This is a genomic window from Mesorhizobium sp. M0833 (assembly GCF_040319905.1).
GTDB lineage: Bacteria > Pseudomonadota > Alphaproteobacteria > Rhizobiales > Rhizobiaceae > Mesorhizobium.
Genome location: NZ_JAMYOQ010000044.1, coordinates 1 through 20,558, shown reverse-complemented (window position 1 = coordinate 20,558; position 20,558 = coordinate 1). Strand labels below are relative to the sequence as shown.

Annotated in this window: 17 protein-coding genes and 1 pseudogene; 5 read left to right on the top strand and 13 right to left on the bottom strand. The window is 62.5% G+C overall.

Annotation, left to right across the window (positions count from 1 at the left end):
- Positions 1-6: 6 nt before the first annotated feature.
- The 5 genes from NKH98_RS30135 to NKH98_RS30115 form a co-directional block, all read right to left on the bottom strand.
- Positions 7-1,170 (bottom strand): mandelate racemase/muconate lactonizing enzyme family protein, encoded by a 1,164-nt coding sequence (locus tag NKH98_RS30135; RefSeq protein ID WP_352903947.1) that lies wholly within the window; start codon positions 1,168-1,170, stop codon positions 7-9.
- A gap of 33 nt (positions 1,171-1,203) precedes the next feature.
- The gene (locus NKH98_RS30130) at positions 1,204-2,301 is read right to left on the bottom strand and encodes an ABC transporter ATP-binding protein (RefSeq protein WP_352650740.1); all 1,098 of its coding nucleotides are present in this window, start codon (positions 2,299-2,301) and stop codon (positions 1,204-1,206) included.
- Positions 2,302-2,311: 10 nt separating this feature from the next.
- Positions 2,312-3,202, bottom strand: a complete 891-nt coding sequence (locus NKH98_RS30125) for a carbohydrate ABC transporter permease (protein ID WP_352903944.1) — start codon at positions 3,200-3,202, stop codon at positions 2,312-2,314.
- Entirely contained in the window at positions 3,199-4,158 is a 960-nt protein-coding gene (locus NKH98_RS30120; RefSeq protein WP_352480360.1) for a carbohydrate ABC transporter permease, read from the bottom strand. Before NKH98_RS30120 ends, NKH98_RS30125 begins: the two co-directional genes overlap by 4 nt.
- A 65-nt stretch (positions 4,159-4,223) precedes the next feature.
- Positions 4,224-5,702: an ABC transporter substrate-binding protein gene (locus tag NKH98_RS30115; RefSeq protein WP_352903942.1), complete on the bottom strand. Its 1,479-nt coding sequence runs from the start codon at positions 5,700-5,702 to the stop codon at positions 4,224-4,226.
- A 208-nt stretch (positions 5,703-5,910) separates the two neighbouring features.
- Here NKH98_RS30115 and NKH98_RS30110 point away from each other — a divergent pair, with 208 nt between their 5' ends.
- Genes NKH98_RS30110 through NKH98_RS30095 form a run of 4 tightly spaced genes read left to right on the top strand, consistent with a single transcriptional unit; the run spans position 5,911 to position 10,476 of the window.
- Complete coding sequence (locus NKH98_RS30110) at positions 5,911-6,621, top strand: GntR family transcriptional regulator (protein WP_352739431.1); 711 nt, start codon at positions 5,911-5,913, stop codon at positions 6,619-6,621.
- Between the two features lie 54 nt (positions 6,622-6,675).
- Positions 6,676-7,842: a mandelate racemase/muconate lactonizing enzyme family protein gene (locus NKH98_RS30105; RefSeq protein WP_352749289.1), complete on the top strand. Its 1,167-nt coding sequence runs from the start codon at positions 6,676-6,678 to the stop codon at positions 7,840-7,842.
- A 55-nt stretch (positions 7,843-7,897) separates the two neighbouring features.
- Complete coding sequence (locus NKH98_RS30100) at positions 7,898-9,259, top strand: mandelate racemase/muconate lactonizing enzyme family protein (protein WP_352903940.1); 1,362 nt, start codon at positions 7,898-7,900, stop codon at positions 9,257-9,259.
- Positions 9,260-9,276: 17 nt separating this feature from the next.
- Entirely contained in the window at positions 9,277-10,476 is a 1,200-nt protein-coding gene (locus NKH98_RS30095) for a mandelate racemase/muconate lactonizing enzyme family protein (RefSeq protein WP_352480365.1), read from the top strand.
- A gap of 166 nt (positions 10,477-10,642) precedes the next feature.
- Here NKH98_RS30095 and NKH98_RS30090 read toward each other — a convergent pair whose 3' ends face one another.
- The 8 genes and pseudogenes from NKH98_RS30090 to NKH98_RS30055 form a co-directional block, all read right to left on the bottom strand.
- Positions 10,643-11,722, bottom strand: coding sequence for an ABC transporter ATP-binding protein (locus NKH98_RS30090; protein WP_352903937.1), 1,080 nt, complete (start codon positions 11,720-11,722; stop codon positions 10,643-10,645).
- On the bottom strand, positions 11,719-12,519 hold the full coding sequence (locus tag NKH98_RS30085; protein ID WP_352903935.1) for an ABC transporter permease: 801 nt from the start codon (positions 12,517-12,519) through the stop codon (positions 11,719-11,721). The genes NKH98_RS30090 and NKH98_RS30085 overlap by 4 nt, the downstream gene beginning before the upstream one ends.
- 1 nt (position 12,520) lies before the next feature.
- Positions 12,521-13,381 carry an ABC transporter permease gene (locus NKH98_RS30080; RefSeq protein WP_352903933.1) on the bottom strand — a complete coding sequence of 287 codons (861 nt, stop codon included), beginning with the start codon at positions 13,379-13,381 and terminating at the stop codon, positions 12,521-12,523.
- 69 nt (positions 13,382-13,450) lie between these two features.
- Positions 13,451-14,455 (bottom strand): ABC transporter substrate-binding protein, encoded by a 1,005-nt coding sequence (locus NKH98_RS30075; RefSeq protein ID WP_352903931.1) that lies wholly within the window; start codon positions 14,453-14,455, stop codon positions 13,451-13,453.
- A 59-nt stretch (positions 14,456-14,514) separates the two neighbouring features.
- A complete protein-coding gene (locus NKH98_RS30070) occupies positions 14,515-15,990 on the bottom strand; it encodes an aldehyde dehydrogenase (protein ID WP_352903929.1) in 1,476 nt (491 codons plus the stop codon).
- Positions 15,987-17,038, bottom strand: a pseudogene (locus NKH98_RS30065) (LLM class flavin-dependent oxidoreductase). Before NKH98_RS30065 ends, NKH98_RS30070 begins: the two are co-directional and overlap by 4 nt.
- Before the next feature lie 5 nt (positions 17,039-17,043).
- The gene (locus NKH98_RS30060; protein WP_352903927.1) at positions 17,044-18,849 is read right to left on the bottom strand and encodes an alpha/beta fold hydrolase; all 1,806 of its coding nucleotides are present in this window, start codon (positions 18,847-18,849) and stop codon (positions 17,044-17,046) included.
- Positions 18,842-19,429 (bottom strand): amino acid synthesis family protein, encoded by a 588-nt coding sequence (locus NKH98_RS30055; protein ID WP_352903925.1) that lies wholly within the window; start codon positions 19,427-19,429, stop codon positions 18,842-18,844. The genes NKH98_RS30060 and NKH98_RS30055 overlap by 8 nt, the downstream gene beginning before the upstream one ends.
- 139 nt (positions 19,430-19,568) lie before the next feature.
- On the opposite strand from NKH98_RS30055, the gene NKH98_RS30050 reads away from it, so the two are divergent.
- A complete protein-coding gene (locus NKH98_RS30050) occupies positions 19,569-20,231 on the top strand; it encodes a GntR family transcriptional regulator (protein WP_352480374.1) in 663 nt (220 codons plus the stop codon).
- Positions 20,232-20,558 lie beyond the last annotated feature (327 nt).

Genomic DNA, 20,558 nt, shown 5'->3' with positions numbered 1-20,558 from the left:
ATGGAACTACCAGTTCGTAACAGAACCGTCGCGGCGCCTAAGGTGAGGCGCTTCCCAGAAACGCAGACTTTGCGCCTGGACCGCAACTTCGTTGACCTCGACGCCGAGCCCCGGCAGATCGCCGACCGGGTAATCGGTCCCGTCGAGCCGTGGTTGCACGGGGAAGAAGTCGGAATTGTCGAAGCCCAGCTTTGTTTCGGGCGCCCTGGTCTCGAGCCACGCGAAGTTGGGTACCGCTGCAGCGAGATGCACGGTCGCGGCGGTGCACACTGGACCAAGCGGATTGTGCGGCATCAGGTCCACATAATGCGCCTCGCTCCAACCAGCGATTTTCATCGCCTCGGTGAGCCCGCCGACATTGCAGACATCGATCCGGTTGAACTGATGGATGCCGCGCTCGATGTAGGGCAGGAACTGCCACTTGCTGGCAAATTCCTCGCCGATGGCAAAGGGGATGTCGGTCATTGTCCGCAGTGATTCATAGGCCTCCGGCGTTTCGGCCCGTATCGGCTCCTCGAGGAAATCAAGCACGCCGCGGCCGAGCTTGTTGCAGAAGCTCGCCGCCTCTGCCACCGACAGCCGATGATGATAGTCGAGGCCGAGGACCACGTCGTCGCCCAGCGCCTCGCGCGCCTTGTTCAGCATACTCGCGGTAGCGCCGATGGACTCGCGCGGCTCGAAGATGTCCTTGCTGTTTTGCCCGAAAGGGAAGAAGCGGATCGCCTGCCATCCCTGTGCGCGAAGCTCGCGCGCCCGTTCGATGGCAACATCGCCTTCGGCCTCGTCGCCGGTCGAGGCGAAGGTGGGGATGCGGTCGCGCTGCTTGCCGCCCAGCAGCTCATAGACCGGCACGCCCAGCGCCTTGCCCTTGATGTCGTGAAGGGCGATGTCGATGGCGGAAATCGCCGCCTGAAGGACTCGCCCACCTTCGAAGTACTGGCTGCGGTAAACCTCCTGCCAGATCCGTCCGATCTGCATCGGGTCGCGGCCGATGAGAAACTCGCGATAGTGCTCGACCGCGCCGGCCACGGCCCTCTCGCGACCGCTCAAGCCGCTCTCGCCCCAGCCGAAGATGCCTTGGTCGGTCTCGATCTTGACGAGCATCTGATTGCGGGTCCCCACCCACACCGGATAGGGCTTGATCGCGGTGATCTTAAGCTTCTCAGTCATCCACGCCCACGTTTCACGCGCATTCGCGCTATCTCAGTTGGCCTTGAGAGCCATTTCAGTTTCGCCGTCGAACAGATGCATCCGCTCCTGGTCGAACTCGAGCCAGATCTGCTCGTCGGGCGCGACGGCAATGTTCGGCGGCACGCTGACGTTGACGATGGCGCCGGACAGGAACGCCTGCACGAAGGTGACGTCGCCGGTCGGCTCCACCGTGTAGGCCTTGGCAGGGACGCTGCCTGGTACCGCACTCTTGTGGAGCTTGATCGTCGAGTGACGTGCGCCGAGCACGACTTTCCTGGTCGTCGCTTTCGCCACCTTCTGGGCATTGCGCGCTGAGAGCTCAAGGCGCCAGCCCTCGGCACCGGTCAACACCGTGTTGCCGTTTGCCATCGAGGCCTCTAGCGGAATAAGGCTCATTGCCGGGCTGCCGATGAAGCTGGCCACGAACATGTTCACCGGATGGGCAAAGACCTGCGCCGGTGAATCGTATTGCTGCAGGTAGCCGCCATTCATCACTGCCATCTTGTCAGCCATGGTCACCGCTTCGAGCTGGTCGTGCGTCACATAGATGATCGTCGCCTTGAGGTCCTGGTGGAAACGCTTGATCTCAGACCGCATCTGCACGCGCAGTTTGGCATCGAGGTTAGACAGTGGCTCGTCCATGAGGAACACGGCGGGGTCGCGAACGAGGGCACGGCCAAGGGCCACACGCTGCTGCTGTCCGCCTGAAAGTTCGCGCGGCTTGCGCTCGAGCAGATGCGTCATGTCGAGCACTCGCGCCGCTTCCTTGACCTTCTTGTCGATCTCGTCCCTGGGGAGTTTGCGCATCTGAAGCGGGAACGCCAGGTTCTTGTAGACCGATTTCTGCGGGTAGAGCGCGTAGTTCTGGAACACCATTGCGATGTCCCGGTCCTTGGGGTCGAGGTCGTTGACCACCCGCTCGCCGATGATGATGTCGCCCGATGTGATCGGCGTCAGGCCGGCGACGAGATTGAGCGTGGTTGTCTTGCCGCAGCCTGAAGGGCCGACGAGCGCAACGAACTCGCCGTCATTGACCGTCAGTGAGACGTGATTGACAGCTTTGAAGCTGCCATAGCTCTTGACGAGATCTTGGAGGACCACGTGGGCCATCGGCAACTCCCTAGTGCTTGACCGCGCCTTCTGTAAGGGCGCGTACAAAGTATCGTTGCAGGACCAGGAACAGCACCACGACGGGCACGCTCATCATGAAGCTCGCCGCCATCAGGCCCGGAAAGTCCGTCGTATTTTCCGAGAAGAAGCGTTGGATGCCGACCGGCAGCGTCAACTGCTCGTTCTTGGAGAGGAAGGTGTAGGCGTAGATGTACTCGTTCCACGCGCCGATGAAGGAATAGATTGCGGTGGCGATAATCCCCGGCGTGGAGAGCGGCATCACGATCATGATGAAGGCCTGGAACCGTGTGGCGCCATCAATGCGCGCCGCCTGCTCAAGCTGCACCGGGATGTTGTCGTAAAAGCCCTTGAGCAGCCAGATCGCCAGGGGCAGGCCGAAGGTGAGATAGGTGAGGATCAGCGAGCCGTGCGTGTTTATCAGACCGATGGCGCGCATCAGGATGAAGAGTGGCACGAGAAAGATCACCGCCGGGAACATATTGCGCAGCAGCACGGCAAAGAACAGGAAATTCCGGCCCGGGAAACTGAAGCGCGAAAACGCGTAGGCCGCTGGGACAGCCACGATCACCGAAAGGATTGTCGTGACGGTCGACACGAAAAGGCTGTTCCAGAAGAAGCGGAGGAAGTCCTGGCCGACGCTATTCTGCGGATCGAGCAGTTTCTGGTAGCTGGCGAGGGTAGGTTCGTCCGGCCACCATTGCGGCGGGAATTGTGTCGCCGCGAATCCGGACTTGATCGAGGTGATCAGCATCCAGATCATCGGCAACGCGGTATAAAGCAGCATGAACACGAGGAATATGCGCCCGGCCCACCGCCATCCGTCGACGCGCATGCGGCGACGGGCCCGGGCTCGAGGGGCTGTCTCGGCAATCGTGCTCATGCGCTCCCCTCTTTCCGCTCGTTGCCGCTTAATGCACGGACGTAGAAGTAGCCCAGCGTCATCAGTGTGAGGAACAGGAGCACCGAATAGGCCGATGCCACGCCCCAGCGCTGCCGTCCGAAGGCGAGCTCATAAATATGGGTTATCCAGATATGCGATGCATTCGACGGCCCGCCGCCAGTCATGATCCAGGGGATGATGAAGGAATTGAAGTTGGCCACCGCGAGCAGCAGCATCGTCACCACCGAGACGTTGCGCAAGTGCGGGAAGGTGACGTGCCAAAAGCGCTGCCATGCATTGGCGCCGTCGACTTTTGCAGCACGCAGCAACTGGTCGGGGACTGTCTGCAGGCCGGCCATCATCATGATCATGGCAAACGGAAACTCGCGCCAGATATTGACGACGATCAGGGAGGGCAGCACCGTGCTGACATTGTCGATGAAGTTCGGCGGCTGGTCGGCCAATCCGAGGCCAACCAGCACCGCGCCGATAATCCCGAAGTCCGAATGGTAGATCCACTTCCAGATGTAGGAGGCGGCGACGGCGCTGATGACCCAAGGGATGATCAGGACAGCGCGCAAGACACCACGGCCGATGAAGTCGCGGTGGAGCGCCAGCGCTGTGGCAAACCCCAGGACAAAAGAGATGAAAGTTGACCCCAGAGTCCAGATCAAAGTGTTCCAGGTGACTTTCCAGAACACCTGACTGGTGAGGATGGTTGTGTAGTTGTCGAGGCCGATGAAGGTCTTGTCGCGGAGCTGCAGGCCAGGCGGTGTCTTAAAGAACGACAGCTCGACCGTGTAGTAGATCGGATAGGCGATCACGATGAGCATCACGGCGATCGCTGGGAGCACGTACGCGTAATCCGCGCGATGCTGCCAGATCTTGCGCAGCGCGCCGGACCTGCCGGGTTGCACTCTTCGGCGAGCCTCGGCCTTGCCGGTTACGATCGTCACTGTGGGGTGCCCCTATTCTTCGGAACGAACCGGCTGGACCATCGGCCCAGCCGGTCAGGCTTGGGCTAGAGTCCGCCCATCAGCTCTCTCACCCTCTTAGCTGCGTCGTCCGCTGCCTGGTCGACGGTCATCGCTCCGGTCAGGGCATTCTGCAGCATGTCCGGGATGATGATGTTCATGATCTCGGGGGCCTGCGGCAGTGCTGGGAACGGGATGCCGTATGGCAGCATCGAGGTCGTGACATCGAGGAACTTGATGTTGTCCAGACGTTCCTTCATCCACTTGGTCTTGAAGCCGTTGAGGTTGCCCGGATTCGAGCCGGCGTAGGCCATCTTCAGCGACCATTCAGGGCTCGTCCACATGCAGATGATGGCCTTTGCAGCCGGCTCGTCCACCTTGCCGCCCTCGACATATTCGGGCTTCAGGATGTGAATGTTCGAGCCGCCGAACACGACGGCGCGCTTGCCGTCGGGACCAGTCGGGATCAGGCCATAGCGCATGTTGTCGATGACGGTCTGCGCCTTGTCCTTGTCGGTGCCCGTCGCCTTTTTCTGCAGGTCGAGCATCACGTTGTAATCGGACGGGTGCGAGATCATCATGCCGAGTTGGCCGGCGACGAACAGGGGTTGATTATCGGCCTGCTGGTTGGTGAGTGCCGAAACCGGAACCGACTTGTCGCGAACATACATGTCGTAGGAGGCTTGCAGCGCTGCCTTGCTCTGCGGGCTATCGAGCTGGACCTGCTCATAGGTTGGATTCGGCGTCGCTTCGTCGAAGACGCCGCCGCCATAGGCCCATAGCTGTGGCATGAAGCGGTACGGCGTATTGCCGGCATTCTTGCGAGCCACCAGGCCATATCCGGCAATGCCGAGCTTGTCGTGGATCTGCTTGGAATATTTGACGACGTCGTCCCAGGTTGCCGGAGGCTTGTCCGGATCGAGGCCCGCACGCTTGAAGATGTCGGCGTTCCAGATGAACGCCATCGTCTCGTTGTTGGTCGGAATGCCGTAGGTCACGCCCTCCCAGGTCACGGCCTTCATGGCGCCGGGCCAGAAATCCTCGGTCGAATACCCCACGTCCTCTGGCTTGAGCGGCTGCAGATACCCCTTTGAGGCGAACTCGGTGCCACCCAGGATTTGCAGGCGGACCGCCATCGGCGCGGCATTGCCCAGGAGCGCGGTCCGGAACTTGTCGAGAAGATCGTTATAGGTGAGAGCTTGTTCCTCGAGCTGGATGTTCGGATAGGTTTTGCGGAAGGTCTCGAAGAAATCCTTGTAGTACTGGCGCAGGAGGTCGGGGTCGCCCTCGAACACGCCCTGATACCAGAAAGTCAGTCGCCCCTTGTAATCGAGCGGGGTGACCTTGGCGCAATCGGCCGCCGTGTCAAAATCCTGTGTGCCCGCAATGGAGCGCACATATTCCGGCGACCATTTGCTCAGGTCGACCGGCGGTGCACCCAGCGCCGATGTAGACGTCAGGGATGCGATCAAAGCAGTGGCGACAGTGCCGCGCAGGACGGCACTGCCGAGGGCAATTCTCGTCATAGGTATCCTCCCTGGTTCTCCCATGCCGCCCTAAAGCGGTCCTTGCTCGTTTCGATCGCGAGGATGCTTCTTTCAGATCAGTGTATCCGCTCGATCGCTTGGTACGTTTTCAGATCATGGATTGCCTGTCAACGCGCAGAATCGTACATTGTTTGCGAAAGCCGTGTGTGATATCGGGCAAGGTATGTATTAAAACGGGGAGCCGGCCTTGGCCGAAACAAGCGATTTCAAAGCGATGCCACCGGTGGGGACCGATCCCATCGGAGCCTCGAGCGAGGGCGCCTCGCTTTATGAATTGATCCGGGAAGACATCATCGAGGGACGGCTCGCCCCCAACGAACGGCTTGTCGTCACCGATCTCGCCCGGCGTCACGGCACTTCGACCAATCCTGTGCGCGAAGCCCTGCAACTGTTGCGCGGGGAAGGGTTTGTCACCTTTGTCGCCAACCGCGGGGCGCGCGTCCGACCCATAGATCAGGATTTTGTCCGGGATATCTACGAGATCGGTGTTCTGATCGAGCCAGCCCTGACACGATGGTTTGTGAACATGGCTACCAGCGAGGACATCGCCGAACTCGAACGTCTCCAGGGCCTGATCGAAGAGAACAACTTCGCCGACACATTCAGGCATAGTGAGCTGGATACCGCTTTCCACACCGTGATGTACCAACGGCACTATAACCGCCACGCCGCCGAGCTTTGGTGGAAGCATCGCGAAGTGCTGCGGGCCGTGAGCCGTCGTTTCAATTTCACGCTGGCGCGACGTGCCGCGATCATGCGCGAGCACCGCGAACTCATCGCGCTTGTCAAGGCGGGAGAGGCCGACAAGGCGGCCGAACTCGTTTCCCGCCATGTCGAGGGTTCGGGCAGGCATATTCTGGAACAGATGCGAGCGCGCAACGCCGCTCGGGCCGGATAGAATGTCCAGTCCAGAACATCGTTAGCTTACTATTTTCAGGCAAAGGTAGTTGAGATGAAAATCACGAGCATTCGGCCGTGGCTGATCAAGTCCGATGCTTCCTACTGGGGAGAGTTCCTGTTCGTCGAAGTGACGACCGACGAGGGAGTGAGTGGCTGGGGAGAGATCACCACCACGACAAGGCTCGCCAACCGCGCTCTCTGCACGATCCTGCGGCAGATCGGCGTCGCCGTGACAGGCGAGGATCCGGCGCGCATCGAGCATCTCTGGCACAAGATCTTCCGCAGCTTCACCTATATGGGCAGCCGCGGCGCCGCCGTCGAATGCGTGAGCGCCATCGACATAGCCCTCTGGGACATCAGGGGCAAAGTCCTCGGCAAGCCGATTTACGAGCTGCTGGGCGGGCCGGTACGCGATGAAATCGCGCTCTACACCCATCCCAACCAGGCCAAATTCACCAGCAAGGAGGCTGTAGTCCGCGAAATTCTAGACATTGTCGAGTCCGGACACACTGCGCTCAAGTTCGATCCCTACCCCCACCAGGGCCGCAGCGCCGATGGCCTGCCCCGCGAACAGCGGGACGGCTACCTCGACGGCAGCATGACCCGCAAGGACGAGCGCGAAGCCGCCGAACTCACGGCTCTGATCCGCGAAACGGCAGGACCCGATGTCGACATTCTCATCGATGCGCATGGCCGCTTCGACGTCCCCACCGCCATTCGCCTCTGTCGGAGCCTCGAGGAGGCCGGCCAGATCGACTGGTTTGAGGAGCCCTGCCCGCCCGAGAGCCTTAACGCGCTCAAACAGGTGCGTGAGAAGGTCAATACCGCTATCTCATGGGGCGAGCGCGGCCACACGAAATGGGATTTCGTGCCGGTGCTTGAGAACAGGCTCGCCGACTACATCATGCCCGACGTTACCTGGACCGGCGGCATTACCGAACTCAAGAAAATTTCTGCGCTGTGCGAAGCCTACTACGTGCCGATCTCGCCACATGACGCCGCGGGACCAATCAACGTGGTTGCGGGAGCGCAGGTGATGATGACTGTTCCCAACTTCTACAAACTCGAAACATCGGAGTGGAACCTGGGCAAATACGATCACCTGATCGACAGACCACTCGACATTTCGAACGGCAGCCTCAAGCTGACGTCGAAGCCTGGTCTCGGCATTGAGATGGACCGCGACTACCTGCAGGCCCACGAGATCGAGCTGGGCTAGCAACACTCTGTGCCGGCGCACGGTGCGGGGCGACAAGCCGAAACGAGGATAAGTCATGGCAAAGACAGGTGGCGCCGACGAAGCGCTCAATCGGGTAAACGCGAACTCCAAGCCATCCCAGCTTCGCATCACCGATATGCGGATAGCCGAAATTGTCGGCGCGCCGTTCACCTCGACCCTGCTCAAGATCTACACCAACCAGGGCATCGTCGGGCTTGGCGAGGTGCGCGACGGCGCCAGTGCCACCTACGCGCTGATGCTGAAGAGCCGGCTGCTTGGCGAGAACCCTTGCGACATCGACCGCCTGTTTCGCCGGATCAAGCAGTTTGGTGGGCACGGCCGGCAAGGCGGCGGCGTCTCGGCGGTCGAAATTGCGTTGTGGGATCTCGCCGGCAAGGCCTACGGCGTGCCCGTCTACCAGATGCTCGGTGGCCGGTTTCGGGAGAAGGTGCGCGTCTATTGCGACACCGACGCTACCGTGCCGAGCGGCACCGAGACCGGCAAGCGTCTCAAGCAGCGCATGGCGCTCGGCTTCACGTTTCTTAAGATGGATCTGGGGCTGATGCAGATCGCGGACGTACCCGGTGCGGTCGTGTCTCCTGCCGGCTCACTTGAAGGGTACCGCGTCCATCCCGGCCGCGGCCCGATCAAAACCCTTGAAGAGCGACGCGCCCGCAATGCCGCCTACGATTTGCACAACGTCCCCCATCCGTTTACCGGCCTCCACTTTTCCGACAAGGGCCTCGACCTGCTTGAGCAGTACATTGCCGAGGTTCGCGATGTTATCGGCATGGATATTCCGCTCGCCATTGACCATGTCGGCCACATCTCGCTGCAGAACGGAATTCGGCTCGCCAGGCGGATTGAAAAATACGTGCCGGCCTGGCTCGAGGATGTGATCCCATGGCAGTACACCGAGCAGTACCGGCAACTGCAGGCCGCCACCACGGTGCCGATCTGCACCGGCGAGGACATCTACCTTAAGGAGGGTTTCGAGCCCCTGCTCAAGAGCGGCGGCCTCTCCATTGTCCACCCGGACCTGCTCACCAGCGGGGGCATCCTCGAGACCAAGAAGATCGGCGACGTGGCGCAGGACCACGGCGTCGCAATGGCCATCCATATGGCCGAAAGTCCAATCGCCGCAATGGCCGCGGCACATGTCGCGACCGCGACCGAAAACTTCATGGCGCTCGAATACCACTCTGCCGATGTCGACTGGTGGGACGATATCGTCACCGGCGTTCCCAAGCCGCTCGTGAAGGACGGCTTTATCACTGTTCCGGACAAACCGGGCCTGGGGATTGACGACGTCGTCGACGAGGTGATCTCGCAGCATCTGCAGCCGGGTGTCACCGGCATCTGGCAGCCCACGGATCATTGGGACAACGAGTATTCCTGGGACCGCACCTGGAGCTGAGGCGAAAAGAACCGAAGATGAAGATCACCGACCTCCGCTGCGCCGTCATCGGCAAGCATCCCATCGTCCGCATCGTTACCGACGAGGGCCTCTATGGCCTTGGCGAAGTCGAATTCACCAAGACCTACCTCAAACCCTGGGTGCTGCATTTCCGCGAGGCGCTGATCGGCGAGGACCCGACCGACGTCGAGCGGGTGATGTTGAAGATCCGCCAACGCGGCTCTTTCAAGCCCTATGGCGCGGCGGTAAGCGCTATCGAGCATGCGCTGTGGGACATAGCCGGCAAGGCCGCAGGCGTGCCGGCCTACAAACTGCTCGGCGGCAAGGTGCGCGACAAGGTGCGCGTCTACAACGGCTCGATCCGCCAGAAGCGAACGGGGGACCGGCCGGAGGATTACGCCGCTGACGTGAAATGGATGATGGAGCAGCCGCAGAACTTCTTCATGATCAAGCAAGGGATCTCGTTCCACTCCAACATGAAGGACACCGTCGAGGGCTTCCATTACGGAGTGACGCAGAAGAAGGCTGACTATCACGGTGCCATGGATCAGGGCGTGATCAGCGAGCGCGGTTTCAACCACATGCTCGACTGCGTGATCGCCATGAAGGAAGTGCTGGGCGACAAGGTCAGCCTGGCGCTCGACTGCGGCCCGGGCTGGATGCTGCCCGATGCGATCAAGTTCGCTCGCGCGGTCGAGAAGTACAATTTGATGTGGCTCGAGGACATGCTGACCGGCGACTATGTGCCGTGGGTCAATCCGCAGGCCTATCGGGAGCTGACCACCTCCACCTCGACGCCAATTCATACCGGCGAGCAGATCTATCTGCGGCACAATTTCAAGGAGCTGATCGAAACGCAGGCGGTGCGCGTCATCGGCCCCGATCCGGCCGATATTGGCGGCATTGCCGAGCTCAAATGGGTCGCCGAGCACGCCTATATGCACTCGATCCTGATGGCACCGCACGGCACCGCGAACGGCCTTCTAGGTCTCGGCGCGCTGATCAATGTCTGCGCCACCCTGCCCGCCAACTACATCGCGTTTGAATACCCGAGCGCCTCCGACCCCTGGTGGGAGGACCTCGTAATCGGCCTGCCGTCGCAGATCGTGAAGGACAGCATGGTGGACCTGCTGGAAGCGCCGGGGCTGGGCCTCGACATCGACGCCGAAGCAGCCAGGAAGTATCTCCGGGAAGAGGATGCGGGCTTCTTCGACTGAACCATGTTCTTGCGCCACCCTGCACCGCGCGGACCGCTTCACGCAGCCTGTCATCCGGAATGACCGTTTCGGGCCGGAAGCGGAATGGCAGCTTCACGCCGTAGATATTTAAAAAGCGGTCCTTTGGCCTCAACAATGCATCGACGTGGTGAACAGTCGGGGGCCGTCAGGCCGGAAACAGGAATGCCGAAGCGGGATCGAAAAAGATCTGCCGGCTCGAAGCGATACCGGCACGGCACGGTTCCGCACCGTCCGAGGTCGGCCTGACGTCGATCTCATCGCCTGACGCGGTGCGCGCGACGACGCGTCGGCGATCGCCAAAGAAGGCCGCGTCGACGATCTCAACGACAAGTGAGGCGTTCCCTGGTAAGGGGGTCAGCCGGAATGCTTCAGGCCGCACCATCAGCCTGGCCTTCTGGCCGCGATGGAACACATGCGTGGCCTTCACGCCCTTGATGATCGAGCCGTCGGCCAGCCGCACGCTAGCTGTGCCGCTCTCGGTGTCGAGATGCTCGGCCGGCAAGAAATTCGAGTTGCCTATGAAACCGGCGACGAAATCGGTGGCGGGCCTCAGGTAAAGGTCCTCGCCGGTGCCGATCTGTTCGATACGGCCATCCCGGAAGAGCGCGATCCGGTCCGACAGATGCAGCGCTTCCTCCTGGTCATGCGTGACGTAGAGGATTGTGACGCCGGTCTCGCGGTGGATGCGGCGGATCTCGGCCTGTATCTCCTCGCGCAGTTTCTTATCCAGCGCCGACAGCGGTTCGTCCATCAGCAGGATCGGCGGATCATAGGCCAGCGCGCGGGCAAGCGCGACGCGCTGCTGCTGACCGCCCGAAAGTGCCGCGGGCAGACGCCCGGCGAAGCCTTCCAGCCGCACCAGCGAGAGCATGTCGGCGACCTTGCGCTTGACCTCGGCCTCGGGCCGGCGGCGAACGCGGAGCGGGAAGGCGACGTTTTCGGCGACGCTGAGATGCGGGAACAGTGTGTAGCGCTGAAAGACCATGCCGATGTTGCGCTTGTGCGAGGGCACCGACAGCAACGACTTGCCTTGCAGTTGCACTTCGCCCGACGTCGGATCCTGAAAGCCGGCGATGGCATAGAGCGTGGTCGATTTGCCCGAGCCCGACGGTCCGAGGAAGGTCAGGAACTCGCCCTTCGGAATATCCAGCGTCACATCGTGAACCGCGGTGAAGGCGCCGAACGCCTTGCGCAGGTTACGGATCGAGAGAAAGGCTTGGGTCATGTCTGCAGCTTTCGGCGCAAGAGTGCCGTCAGGATCATCAGGCTCAGCGTGAGCGCGACCAGCAGGCTGGAGGCGGCGGCGATCACAGGCGTGAGGTCCGAACGGAGGCTCCCCCAAATCTTGACCGGCAAGGTCTGCAAAGTGGGGCTCGCCATGAAGATCGCGACGACCACCTCGTCCCAGGACGCTAGAAAGGAAAAGATCGCGGCGGAGAAGATACCGATGCGGATCGACGGCAGAGTGATACGCAGCCTGGCCTGCAGCGGGCTCGCGCCACAAACGATCGCCGCATCCTCGATCGATTTGTCGAACCCTTCGAGCGCGGTGGCGATCGGAATGATGGCGAAGGGCAGCGCCAATACGGTGTGGGCGACGACGAAGCCGATGGTGGTGCCGCCGAGGCCAAGCCGCAGGAAGAAGGCGTAGGTGGCGATGGCGAAAACGACGACGGGCAGGACCATCGGCGTGAGTAGCAGCCCGCGCAGGATTTCTCGGCCGCGGAACTGGCCGCGAACCAGCGCGAAGGAGGCGAGCAGGCCGATGGCGACGGCGAGGATCGCCGTCATCGTGGCGATGCGCGCGCTGGTGAGGGCCGCTTCGATCCAGGACGGGTCAGCGAACAGCTCGTGATACCATTTCAGCGTCCAGCCGGGGGGCGGAAAGGCCAGCCAGCGCGACGAGCCGAAGGAGAGAAGCACGATGAAGACCACAGGCAGCAGCAGGAAGGCTGCGACCAATGCCGTGAAGGCAAGGAGCGCGACCTTCAGCCAGCCGAGGCGGTCATAGTCGAGCAGCATCTCAAGCGCCTCCGGTCGTGCGTCTTGCGCCGACAAGGCGCAGCTGCAGCGCGTAGAGCGCCATGGTGACGACGAGCAGCGTAAATGCGGCAGCGCTACCCAGTCCCCAGTTGAGCAGCGACTGGATCATCTGCGCGATCATTTCGGCGAGCATCATGTTTGACGTGCCGCCAAGCAACGCGGGCGTCACGAAATAGCCGAGCGACATGACAAAGACCATCAGCCCGCCCGCGGCGATGCCGGGCATCGACAGCGGCAACAGGATGCGCCGGAAGGCGGCGAGCGGGCTCGCGCCGCAAAGGGCTGCGGCGCGCAGCGTCATCGGGTCGATCGCCCGCAATGTCCCGACCAGCGGCAGGATCATGAACGGCAGCATAATGTAGACCATGCCGATGGTGACGCCGGTGAGATTGTTGATGAGTGGCAGCGGCTGGTCGATGATGCCGGCGCCGATCAATGCCCTGTTGATGACGCCGGTGCGCTGCAGAAGCACCATCCAGGCATAGGTGCGGGTCAAAAGGTTCGTCCACATCGACAGGATGATGATGCCGAACAGGATCGATGCCAGCGTGGCCGGCATGATCGCCAGCATCCAGGCAACTGGGAAGGCGACAAACACGGTGACGATGGTGACGACGGCGGCGACGAGGAAGGTGTTGAAGAACACGCGCGCGTAAGTGCCATCGCCGAGAAGGGTCGTGTAATTCTGCAGGCCCGGAGCGGGGTCGGTGACGCTGCGCAGTAAAAGCGCCAGCACCGGCACGACGAAGAAAAGTCCGATCAGGATCAACGCCGGAAGCAGGCCGCCGAGGCCTGCCGGTATTTGAGGGGTTGCGATCCCTTGCTGTGCTTCCACCGACATGGCGGTAATCCCGGATTGCGGGTCGGGGCGGCCCGCGCCGTCCCGACCCTTGTCAGGAGAAGACAGGCGTCACTTCGCCTGCCAGGCGTACCAGCGCGTGGCGATCTCGTCGCGATGCTCGGCCCAGTAGTTCATGTCGAGGTTGACCTGGCCGTCGACATGGGCGTCGGGCAGGCCCTTGACCACGTCGGCTGGCATTTCCGCCTTGGCCTTGGTATTGATTGGCGCATAGCCGCTCGCCTCGGCGAATTTCGCCTGGCCGGTCGGGCTGCTTGCCGCGGCGAGGAACTTCATCGCCGCGTCCTTGTTCTTGGCGCCCTTCGGTACGACCAGGACGTCGGCGGCGGTCAGGTTCTGGTTCCACGACACGCCAACATCGGCGCCGTCTTTCTCAAGCGCGAGGACGCGGCCGTTCCAGAGCTGGCCGAAGGTCGCCTCACCGGAGGCGATCAACTGCTGGGACTCTGCGCCGCCACCCCACCAGACGATGTCCGACTTGATGGTGTCGAGCTTCTTGAAGGCGCGGTCGAGGTCGAGCGGATAGAGCATGTCGGCCGGCACGCCATCGGCGAGCAGCGCGATCTCGATGACGCCGGGCGCCGACCATTTGTAGAAGGTGCGCTTGCCCGGAAATTTCTTGGTGTTGAACATGTCGGCCCAGCTGGCTGGCTCGCCGGAGACCGCGCCTTTGTTCCAGGCGAGAACGAACGAATAATAGAAGCTGCCGACGGCGTTCTCGTTCGAGAAGCGCGGGTCGAGATCGGCCTTCGGCACGGCGGCGAAGTCGATCGGCTCGAGCAGGCCGTCCTTGGCCGCCTTGATGGCGAAATCCATCTCGACGTCGACGACATCCCAGGTGACGTTCTTGGCGTCGACCATGGCCTTCAGCTTGCCGTAGTCGGTTGGGCCGTCTTGCAAAACCTTGATGCCGGACGAAGCGCTGAAGGGCTCGGCCCAGGACTTGGTCTGGGCTTCCTGGGTCGTCCCGCCCCAGCTGGTGAACACCATCTCATCGGCCTTCGCGGCGGTGGTCGCCATCAATCCGGCGAGGACGCCGGCGAAAATCAGTTTCATCTCTTTCTCCTCTGATTGGTTGTGCCGTTTCTTGTTCTTTGTCAGTGCAACCTTCGTCTTCAGCGCATGACGAAGGGATCGGGGATCGGGTCGTCCGAGGTGCGGATCCACACCGATTTCGAGCGCGTGTAATCGCGGATGGCATCAAGGCCGCCCTCGCGGCCGAGGCCGGAAAGGCCGTAGCCGCCGAAAGGAACCAGTGGCGAGACGACACGATAGATGTTGATCCAGACGACGCCGGCGTGGATACCGCGCGCCATGCGATGCGCCTTGGCGAGATTCGAGGTGAAGACGCCTGAGGCGAGACCGAAACGGGTGTCGTTGGCGAGCGCCAGCGCCTCAGCCTCGCTGTCGAAGGCGACAACGCTCAGCACCGGGCCGAACAGTTCCTCCCGCACGCAGGCGAGATCCTGATCGGGCGCCTCGATGATGGTCGGCGCATAGTAGAAGCCGTCTGTCTTGCCCTCGGGACGTGCGCCGCCGGTGACCAGCCGACCGCCATTGGCGAGGCTTCCGGCGAGGATCGCCTCGATGCGCTCGCGCTGGCGAACAGTCGCCAGCGGCCCCATCTCGGTGGCGGGATCCTGCGGATCGCCGATCACAATGGCTTCGGCCTTGCGCTTCAGTCGCGCGAGGAATTCCTCCTTCACCGAGCGCTCGACCAGCAGGCGCGAGCCGGCAACGCAGCTCTGGCCTGTCGCGGCGAAAATGCCGGCGACGACGGCGTTGGCGGCGCTGTCGAGATCTGCGTCGGCGAAGACGACGATTGGGCTTTTGCCGCCAAGCTCGAGCGTGGTGTAGGCGAGGTTCTCGGCCGTGTTGGCGACGATCTGACGGGCGGTCGACGGGCCACCGGTGAAAGCGACACGGGCGACGAGCGGGTGGCTGGTCAGGCGATGCCCACAGGTGTGACCGAAGCCGGTCAGGATGTTGACAGCGCCGGCTGGAAAGCCGGCTTCGCTAACCAATTCGGCGAAAGCGAGCAGCGGTGCCGGGCCGTCCTCGGAAGCCTTGAGAACGATGGTGCAGCCTGCAGCCAGCGCCGGGCCGAGCTTGACCGCCGACAGGAAAAGCTGCGAATTCCATGGCACGATCGCAGCGACGACGCCGATCGGCTCAGGCCGGACCGTCACCTCCATGTCGGCCTTGTCGATCGGTATGAAAGCGCCTTCGTGCTTGTCGGCCAGCCCGCCATAGTAGCGGTAATAGTCGCCGACATAGGCGATCTGCGCGCGCGTCTCGCGGATGATCTTGCCGGTGTCGCGTGTCTCCAGCTCGGCCAGCCGCCCGACATTGGCGGCGACGAGGTCACCGAGCCTGACAAGCAGCTTGCCGCGCTGGGTCGCGGTCATCGCGGCCCATGGACCGGAACGCAGCGCGCGATGAGCTGCCTCGACGGCGCGGTCGACATCGGCAATGCTGGCGGCGGGCATTGTTGCCCAAGCCTTGCCCGTCGAAGGATCGATGCTGTCGAAGCTTGCCGAGGCATCGACGAACGCGCCGTCTATGTAGTTCCTGAAGACCGCGTTGCTCATCGCGAGTCTGCCTTCTGGAACGCCGGCATCACCTTGTCGATGAAGAGCTGCAGCGATTTCTTCTTGCGATCATGCGACAGGCCGCTGTCGATCCAGATGGAGTACTGGTCGTAGCCCTGCGCCTCATAGGTCTTCAGCCTCGCGATCACCGCGTCGGCCTCGCCGATGACGAGGTTTTCGCGGATCTTGTCCGGGCCGTATTGCGGCATGGCCTCGATCTCCTCCTCGGTTAGCGGCTCGAGAATGCCCTGGCGCACCGGCTTCTTGTTCTGAAACCAGGCGCCGAACTGGCAGTAGAACTGTGACAGGTCCTGCGTCAGCCGACCGGCATCGGCCTCGTCCTCGGCGACGAAGGTGTGCATCAGGAGCATGATTTCCGGTCGCGCAATGTCGGGATGAGCCGCGCAGGCGGCGTTGAAGCGTTCCATCAGGCTCGCCACCTCGCCATCGCCGGAGGCAAGCGGCGTCACCTGGACATTGCATTTGTTAGCGAGGCGAAATCATGCGAGTTCGGGTCGCGCGCGGCCACCCAGATCGGCGGATAGGGCTTTTGCACCGGCTTGGGCGAAGAGGTGGTTGGCGGAAACTGCCAGAACTCGCCGGAATGCTCGTAGTCGCCGTCCCAGAGACCGCGGATCGCCGGTATGATCTCGCGCATGCGCTGGCCGGCGCCCCAGGCATCGAGCCCCGGGAAGAGACGCTGGTATTCGTAGCTGTAGGCGCCGCGCGCAATGCCGACATCCAACCTGCCGCCGGAGATGACGTCGGCCATCGCCGCCTCGCCGGCGAGTTTGACCGGGTGCCAGAAGGGCGCGATGATGGTGCCGGTGCCGAGGCGGATGGTTGTCGTCTTGCCTGCGAGATAGGCGATGTTGATGAACGGGTTCGGCGAGATGGTGAATTCCATGCCGTGATGCTCGCCGATCCAGGCCGTCTCGAAGCCCGCTTGCTCCGCGAGCGCGACGAGTTCCCCCAATTCCGCCACAAGTTCGGAATGTGGCTTGCCGAGATCCGTGCGTTCCATGTGGACGAAAAGCGAAAATTTCATCGATCTCACCGCTGGCCGGAATAAATTGGCATCGACGACGCGGGCTTGGCGAGCGGCCGGACCTCGCCTTCGACCTCGTTGCCGACATAGACGCCGAACGTGTCCTCGGCGCGCTCGCGCGCGTAGCGGGCAAGCATTGAGCGCACTGCCGGGTCGGCGATCTTCAATTCGGCGATGCGTTCGATCTCGACAAAGCGGATCTGGCCGTCGCCGGAAACGGGGGCATCCACCGTTCCGCGATAGTAGACATGCGTGCGGGTAGCGTCCGTCGCGTCCCACACGGCGTAGAGGAAGCCGAGTTCGGCGTCGATTGCCTTGGCGGCAAGTTTTCCCCTGAGGCTGCGAGGTTCGTTCGCGGCGCCGAGGCCGCGACCGGCCGGCAATTGGTAGGAACCCTCGGCGGTCTCGAAGAAGAGCACGCGGCCCTCGTTTTCGAGGATCGCGCCGACCTCGGTTCCAGGCGGAGCGGCGGCTAGCGCCTCCTGACTGAGACCCGGTGTGACATAGGCGCCCCGGCAGTAGCCGAGAGGCTGCGCGCCGTTGTGCCTGAAGTCGTGCACGCGGCCGATGAGGATCGAATGATCGCCGGCATCGACCAGCTGCTCCATGGCGCAATCGAACACCGCGACCGAACCCTCTATCAGCGGATTGCCGGTCTGTCCGGGCTGCCAAGCCACCGAGGCGAACTTGTCGGCGGCCTTCGAGGCGAAGATGCCGGATGCGGCCTTCTGGGCTTCCGCCAGGATGTTGATGGCAAAGCCCCGGGAGGTAGAGAAGGCCTGATGCCCCAGCGCCTTCTTGGCGATACAGACCAGCACCAATGGCGGCTCCAGCGAGACGGAGGTGAAGGAGTTGGCGGTGAAGCCGCGCGGATCGCCAGTCTCGTCGATCGTGGTGACGATGGTGACGCCGGTCAGGAAGGAGCCAAGCGCGCGCCGGAACTCCATGGTATCGAATGCCGGGGTGTCGGATAACGGACCGACCTTCGCCGCCTCGGATTGAGCAGCCGCGGCCTGGTCGAGAAAGGCCATGATGCGTTGAGTCACTTTTTGCGGCGAAGCGATTGTCATCATGTGCTTTTCGCCGTTCAGCACCAGGCATTGTCCGGCCGGCGCGAGACGCGCCATTGCCGCCGACATGGCGGGCGTTGAGTTGCGATCTTCCGAGCCGGTCATGAACAGCGCCGGCATGGCGAGATAGGCCAGCCGATCGGCGTGCGCGGTGTCGGCGCTGGCAAAGAGGCGATAGGTACGGGCATAGCCGTCGGCATCGACGCTTTCGAGTGCTGAACGCGCTGTTGCGGCCGCGTCTGAAAGAGCTGGCGGAATCGGATTGCCGAACCAGCGGGCGATCGTGGCGGCGATGGCCGACGGATCGCCGGGTCCGCCAAGCGCGGCCGCCCGTTCGCGCACTGCCTGCGCGAGCTCGGGCGGGCGACGGAAAACGGCGTTGAGACAGACGAGGGCGCCGATGCGAGCGGGCGCGCGGAGCGCGATTCCCTGTGCCACCAGCGCGCCCATCGAGTGGCCGACAGCGGCCACGTGGTCTAGGCCAAGATGATCAAGCAGGCGGATCGCCTGATCGGCGAAGTCCGACAGCTGGGCATTCTCCGGCGGCAGGGGCGAAGAGCCATGGCCCAGCATGTCGATGGCGATCACGTCGAAGCGGTCCTGCATCGCTGCGAGCTGCGGCTGCCAGATCTCGGCATTCATGCCGACGCCGTGGATGAGCAGGACCGGCGCGCCCGAACCGGCACGGATGAAGCCGGTGCCGTCGGGAGCCGTGCTGCGGATCGTCGCGGCGTCAGCCATGCAGGTCTCCGAGCTCCTTCAGGTCTTGGTAGCGGTCACCGATGCGGTGGTGCGGGCGGCCGCCGATCGATGCGCCGAGCGCCACGACCAGTTCGTCGGGAGCCGGCGCGTCGCCGATCTGGAAATGCACCGTGAGGTAATGCGAGCGGCGGCCTTCGTCGTTCTTGTCCATCAGCGGGATCATGATCGGCGTGTTCGGACCGCCGCGCAGATTGGTGAAGGCGAGATAGGTCTTGGCGCCGACGGCGCGGCGATAGTGATTGCCGAAATGCAGCGTGTGGATCAGTGCCGAGGCATGCTCGACCTCGCCCGACGTGCCGCAGATCGCGGCCTTGCCGTAGCCTTCGATCGCTTCGCCCGAACCCGCCACGCCGATGATCTCGTTGGACAGCGTTTCGCCGAGCATGGGCGCGAAGGCGCGGATTTCGGGAGAGAGATCCTCGACGAAGCCACGGCCTGCCCATGGGTTGGTGAGCACAGCGGCGACGCCGATCAGGCGCAAGGGCCGCGAGGTCGTCTTGCCGCCCTCGATCAGCGTGTTCTCGGTATAGGTCACGATCTTGCGGATGGCCGGCTGCATGAAATTCCTCGGGATGGAGCCGCTCGCGGCTGCATCAATTTTCGTATCGTCTTATGGTATACCATGCTATGGAGTGCCACACGCCTTGTCAATCGGTCGTGGAATCTGTTTTTGTGACGAGGCTAGGGATTTGAGGAAAATGGCTGATACGCTTCGCATCGACCGCTCCGCCAAGACGTTGAGGACGCTGGCGCTGGAGCGCATGCGCGAGGCGATCATGGATTTCCATTTCCAGCCCGGCGAAAGACTGGTCGAGCGGCCGTTATGTGATCAGCTCGGGGTCAGCCGGTCGGTTGTACGCGAGGTGCTGCGGCAACTGGAGGCCGAAGGCCTTGTGCAGATGATACCCGGGCACGGGCCGGCTGTGGCGAAGCCAGATCTCGGCCGAACCGACGAGATCTACGAGCTCAGGGCCTTGCTGGAAGGGATCGCGGCACGCGCCTGCGCACTGTCGGCAACCGAAGCGCAACTGGCGGTCCTGGAGCATGCTCTCGGCGAGCTCTTCGAAGCCTGGGCGTCCGGCAAGCCGCGGGCGGTCATGCGCGCAACGACGAGATTTTACGAAGCGCTGTTTGAGGCTGCGGACAAGCGTGTCGCTTGGGAGATCGTGAGCGGGCTCAACGTGCGCATCAACCAACTGCGTTCAATGACGATCGCCTCGGCGAACCGGCGCGAGGCGGCAATCGCCGAAATGAACGAGATTATGGATGCAATCAGGGCACGCAAGCCTGAGGATGCGGAAGCGGCGGCGCGGCGGCATGTCGAATCCGCTTGGAAGATCGCCCGTAAGAGACTGGCCTGATCCTTAACGGCCCTGGCTGTTTTCAACGAAACACGGGTCAATGCCCGAGCAACCGCGACCTCCAGCGGGTCGTCCGAGGTGTCGCTTTCGTGCAAGCGCAAAATCGAACTGTACGGCCGACATGGGGCGTTGCTGACTGGCAGTTTAGGGGCCGGAAGCAGCCAGGCGGCTTTGAGACTCAGGCATTCAGAAGCGGACCTTCAGGCCGACACATCGAGAGACGTGATGCATCTTAGAGCGTCGGACATTCAGGTTGAATCGCGAAGGATTCCGCTAACGTCGGGTTTGTGATTCACTTCCTTAAGGAGGTGATTTGCCATGCCCAAG

What these genes read in the sequence shown, in the direction of transcription:
- NKH98_RS30080 (WP_352903933.1), bottom strand. Translation starts at nt 13,381, where the DNA reads ATGTCGGTGGAAGCACAGCAAGGGATCGCAACCCCTCAAATACCGGCA.
- NKH98_RS30085 (WP_352903935.1), bottom strand. Translation starts at nt 12,519, where the DNA reads ATGCTGCTCGACTATGACCGCCTCGGCTGGCTGAAGGTCGCGCTCCTT.
- NKH98_RS30070 (WP_352903929.1), bottom strand. Translation starts at nt 15,990, where the DNA reads ATGAGCAACGCGGTCTTCAGGAACTACATAGACGGCGCGTTCGTCGAT.
- NKH98_RS30105 (WP_352749289.1), top strand. Translation starts at nt 6,676, where the DNA reads ATGAAAATCACGAGCATTCGGCCGTGGCTGATCAAGTCCGATGCTTCC.
- NKH98_RS30100 (WP_352903940.1), top strand. Translation starts at nt 7,898, where the DNA reads ATGGCAAAGACAGGTGGCGCCGACGAAGCGCTCAATCGGGTAAACGCG.
- NKH98_RS30135 (WP_352903947.1), bottom strand. Translation starts at nt 1,170, where the DNA reads ATGACTGAGAAGCTTAAGATCACCGCGATCAAGCCCTATCCGGTGTGG.
- NKH98_RS30055 (WP_352903925.1), bottom strand. Translation starts at nt 19,429, where the DNA reads ATGCAGCCGGCCATCCGCAAGATCGTGACCTATACCGAGAACACGCTG.
- NKH98_RS30095 (WP_352480365.1), top strand. Translation starts at nt 9,277, where the DNA reads ATGAAGATCACCGACCTCCGCTGCGCCGTCATCGGCAAGCATCCCATC.
- NKH98_RS30125 (WP_352903944.1), bottom strand. Translation starts at nt 3,202, where the DNA reads ATGAGCACGATTGCCGAGACAGCCCCTCGAGCCCGGGCCCGTCGCCGC.
- NKH98_RS30130 (WP_352650740.1), bottom strand. Translation starts at nt 2,301, where the DNA reads ATGGCCCACGTGGTCCTCCAAGATCTCGTCAAGAGCTATGGCAGCTTC.
- NKH98_RS30075 (WP_352903931.1), bottom strand. Translation starts at nt 14,455, where the DNA reads ATGAAACTGATTTTCGCCGGCGTCCTCGCCGGATTGATGGCGACCACC.
- NKH98_RS30115 (WP_352903942.1), bottom strand. Translation starts at nt 5,702, where the DNA reads ATGACGAGAATTGCCCTCGGCAGTGCCGTCCTGCGCGGCACTGTCGCC.
- NKH98_RS30050 (WP_352480374.1), top strand. Translation starts at nt 19,569, where the DNA reads ATGGCTGATACGCTTCGCATCGACCGCTCCGCCAAGACGTTGAGGACG.
- NKH98_RS30060 (WP_352903927.1), bottom strand. Translation starts at nt 18,849, where the DNA reads ATGGCTGACGCCGCGACGATCCGCAGCACGGCTCCCGACGGCACCGGC.
- NKH98_RS30090 (WP_352903937.1), bottom strand. Translation starts at nt 11,722, where the DNA reads ATGACCCAAGCCTTTCTCTCGATCCGTAACCTGCGCAAGGCGTTCGGC.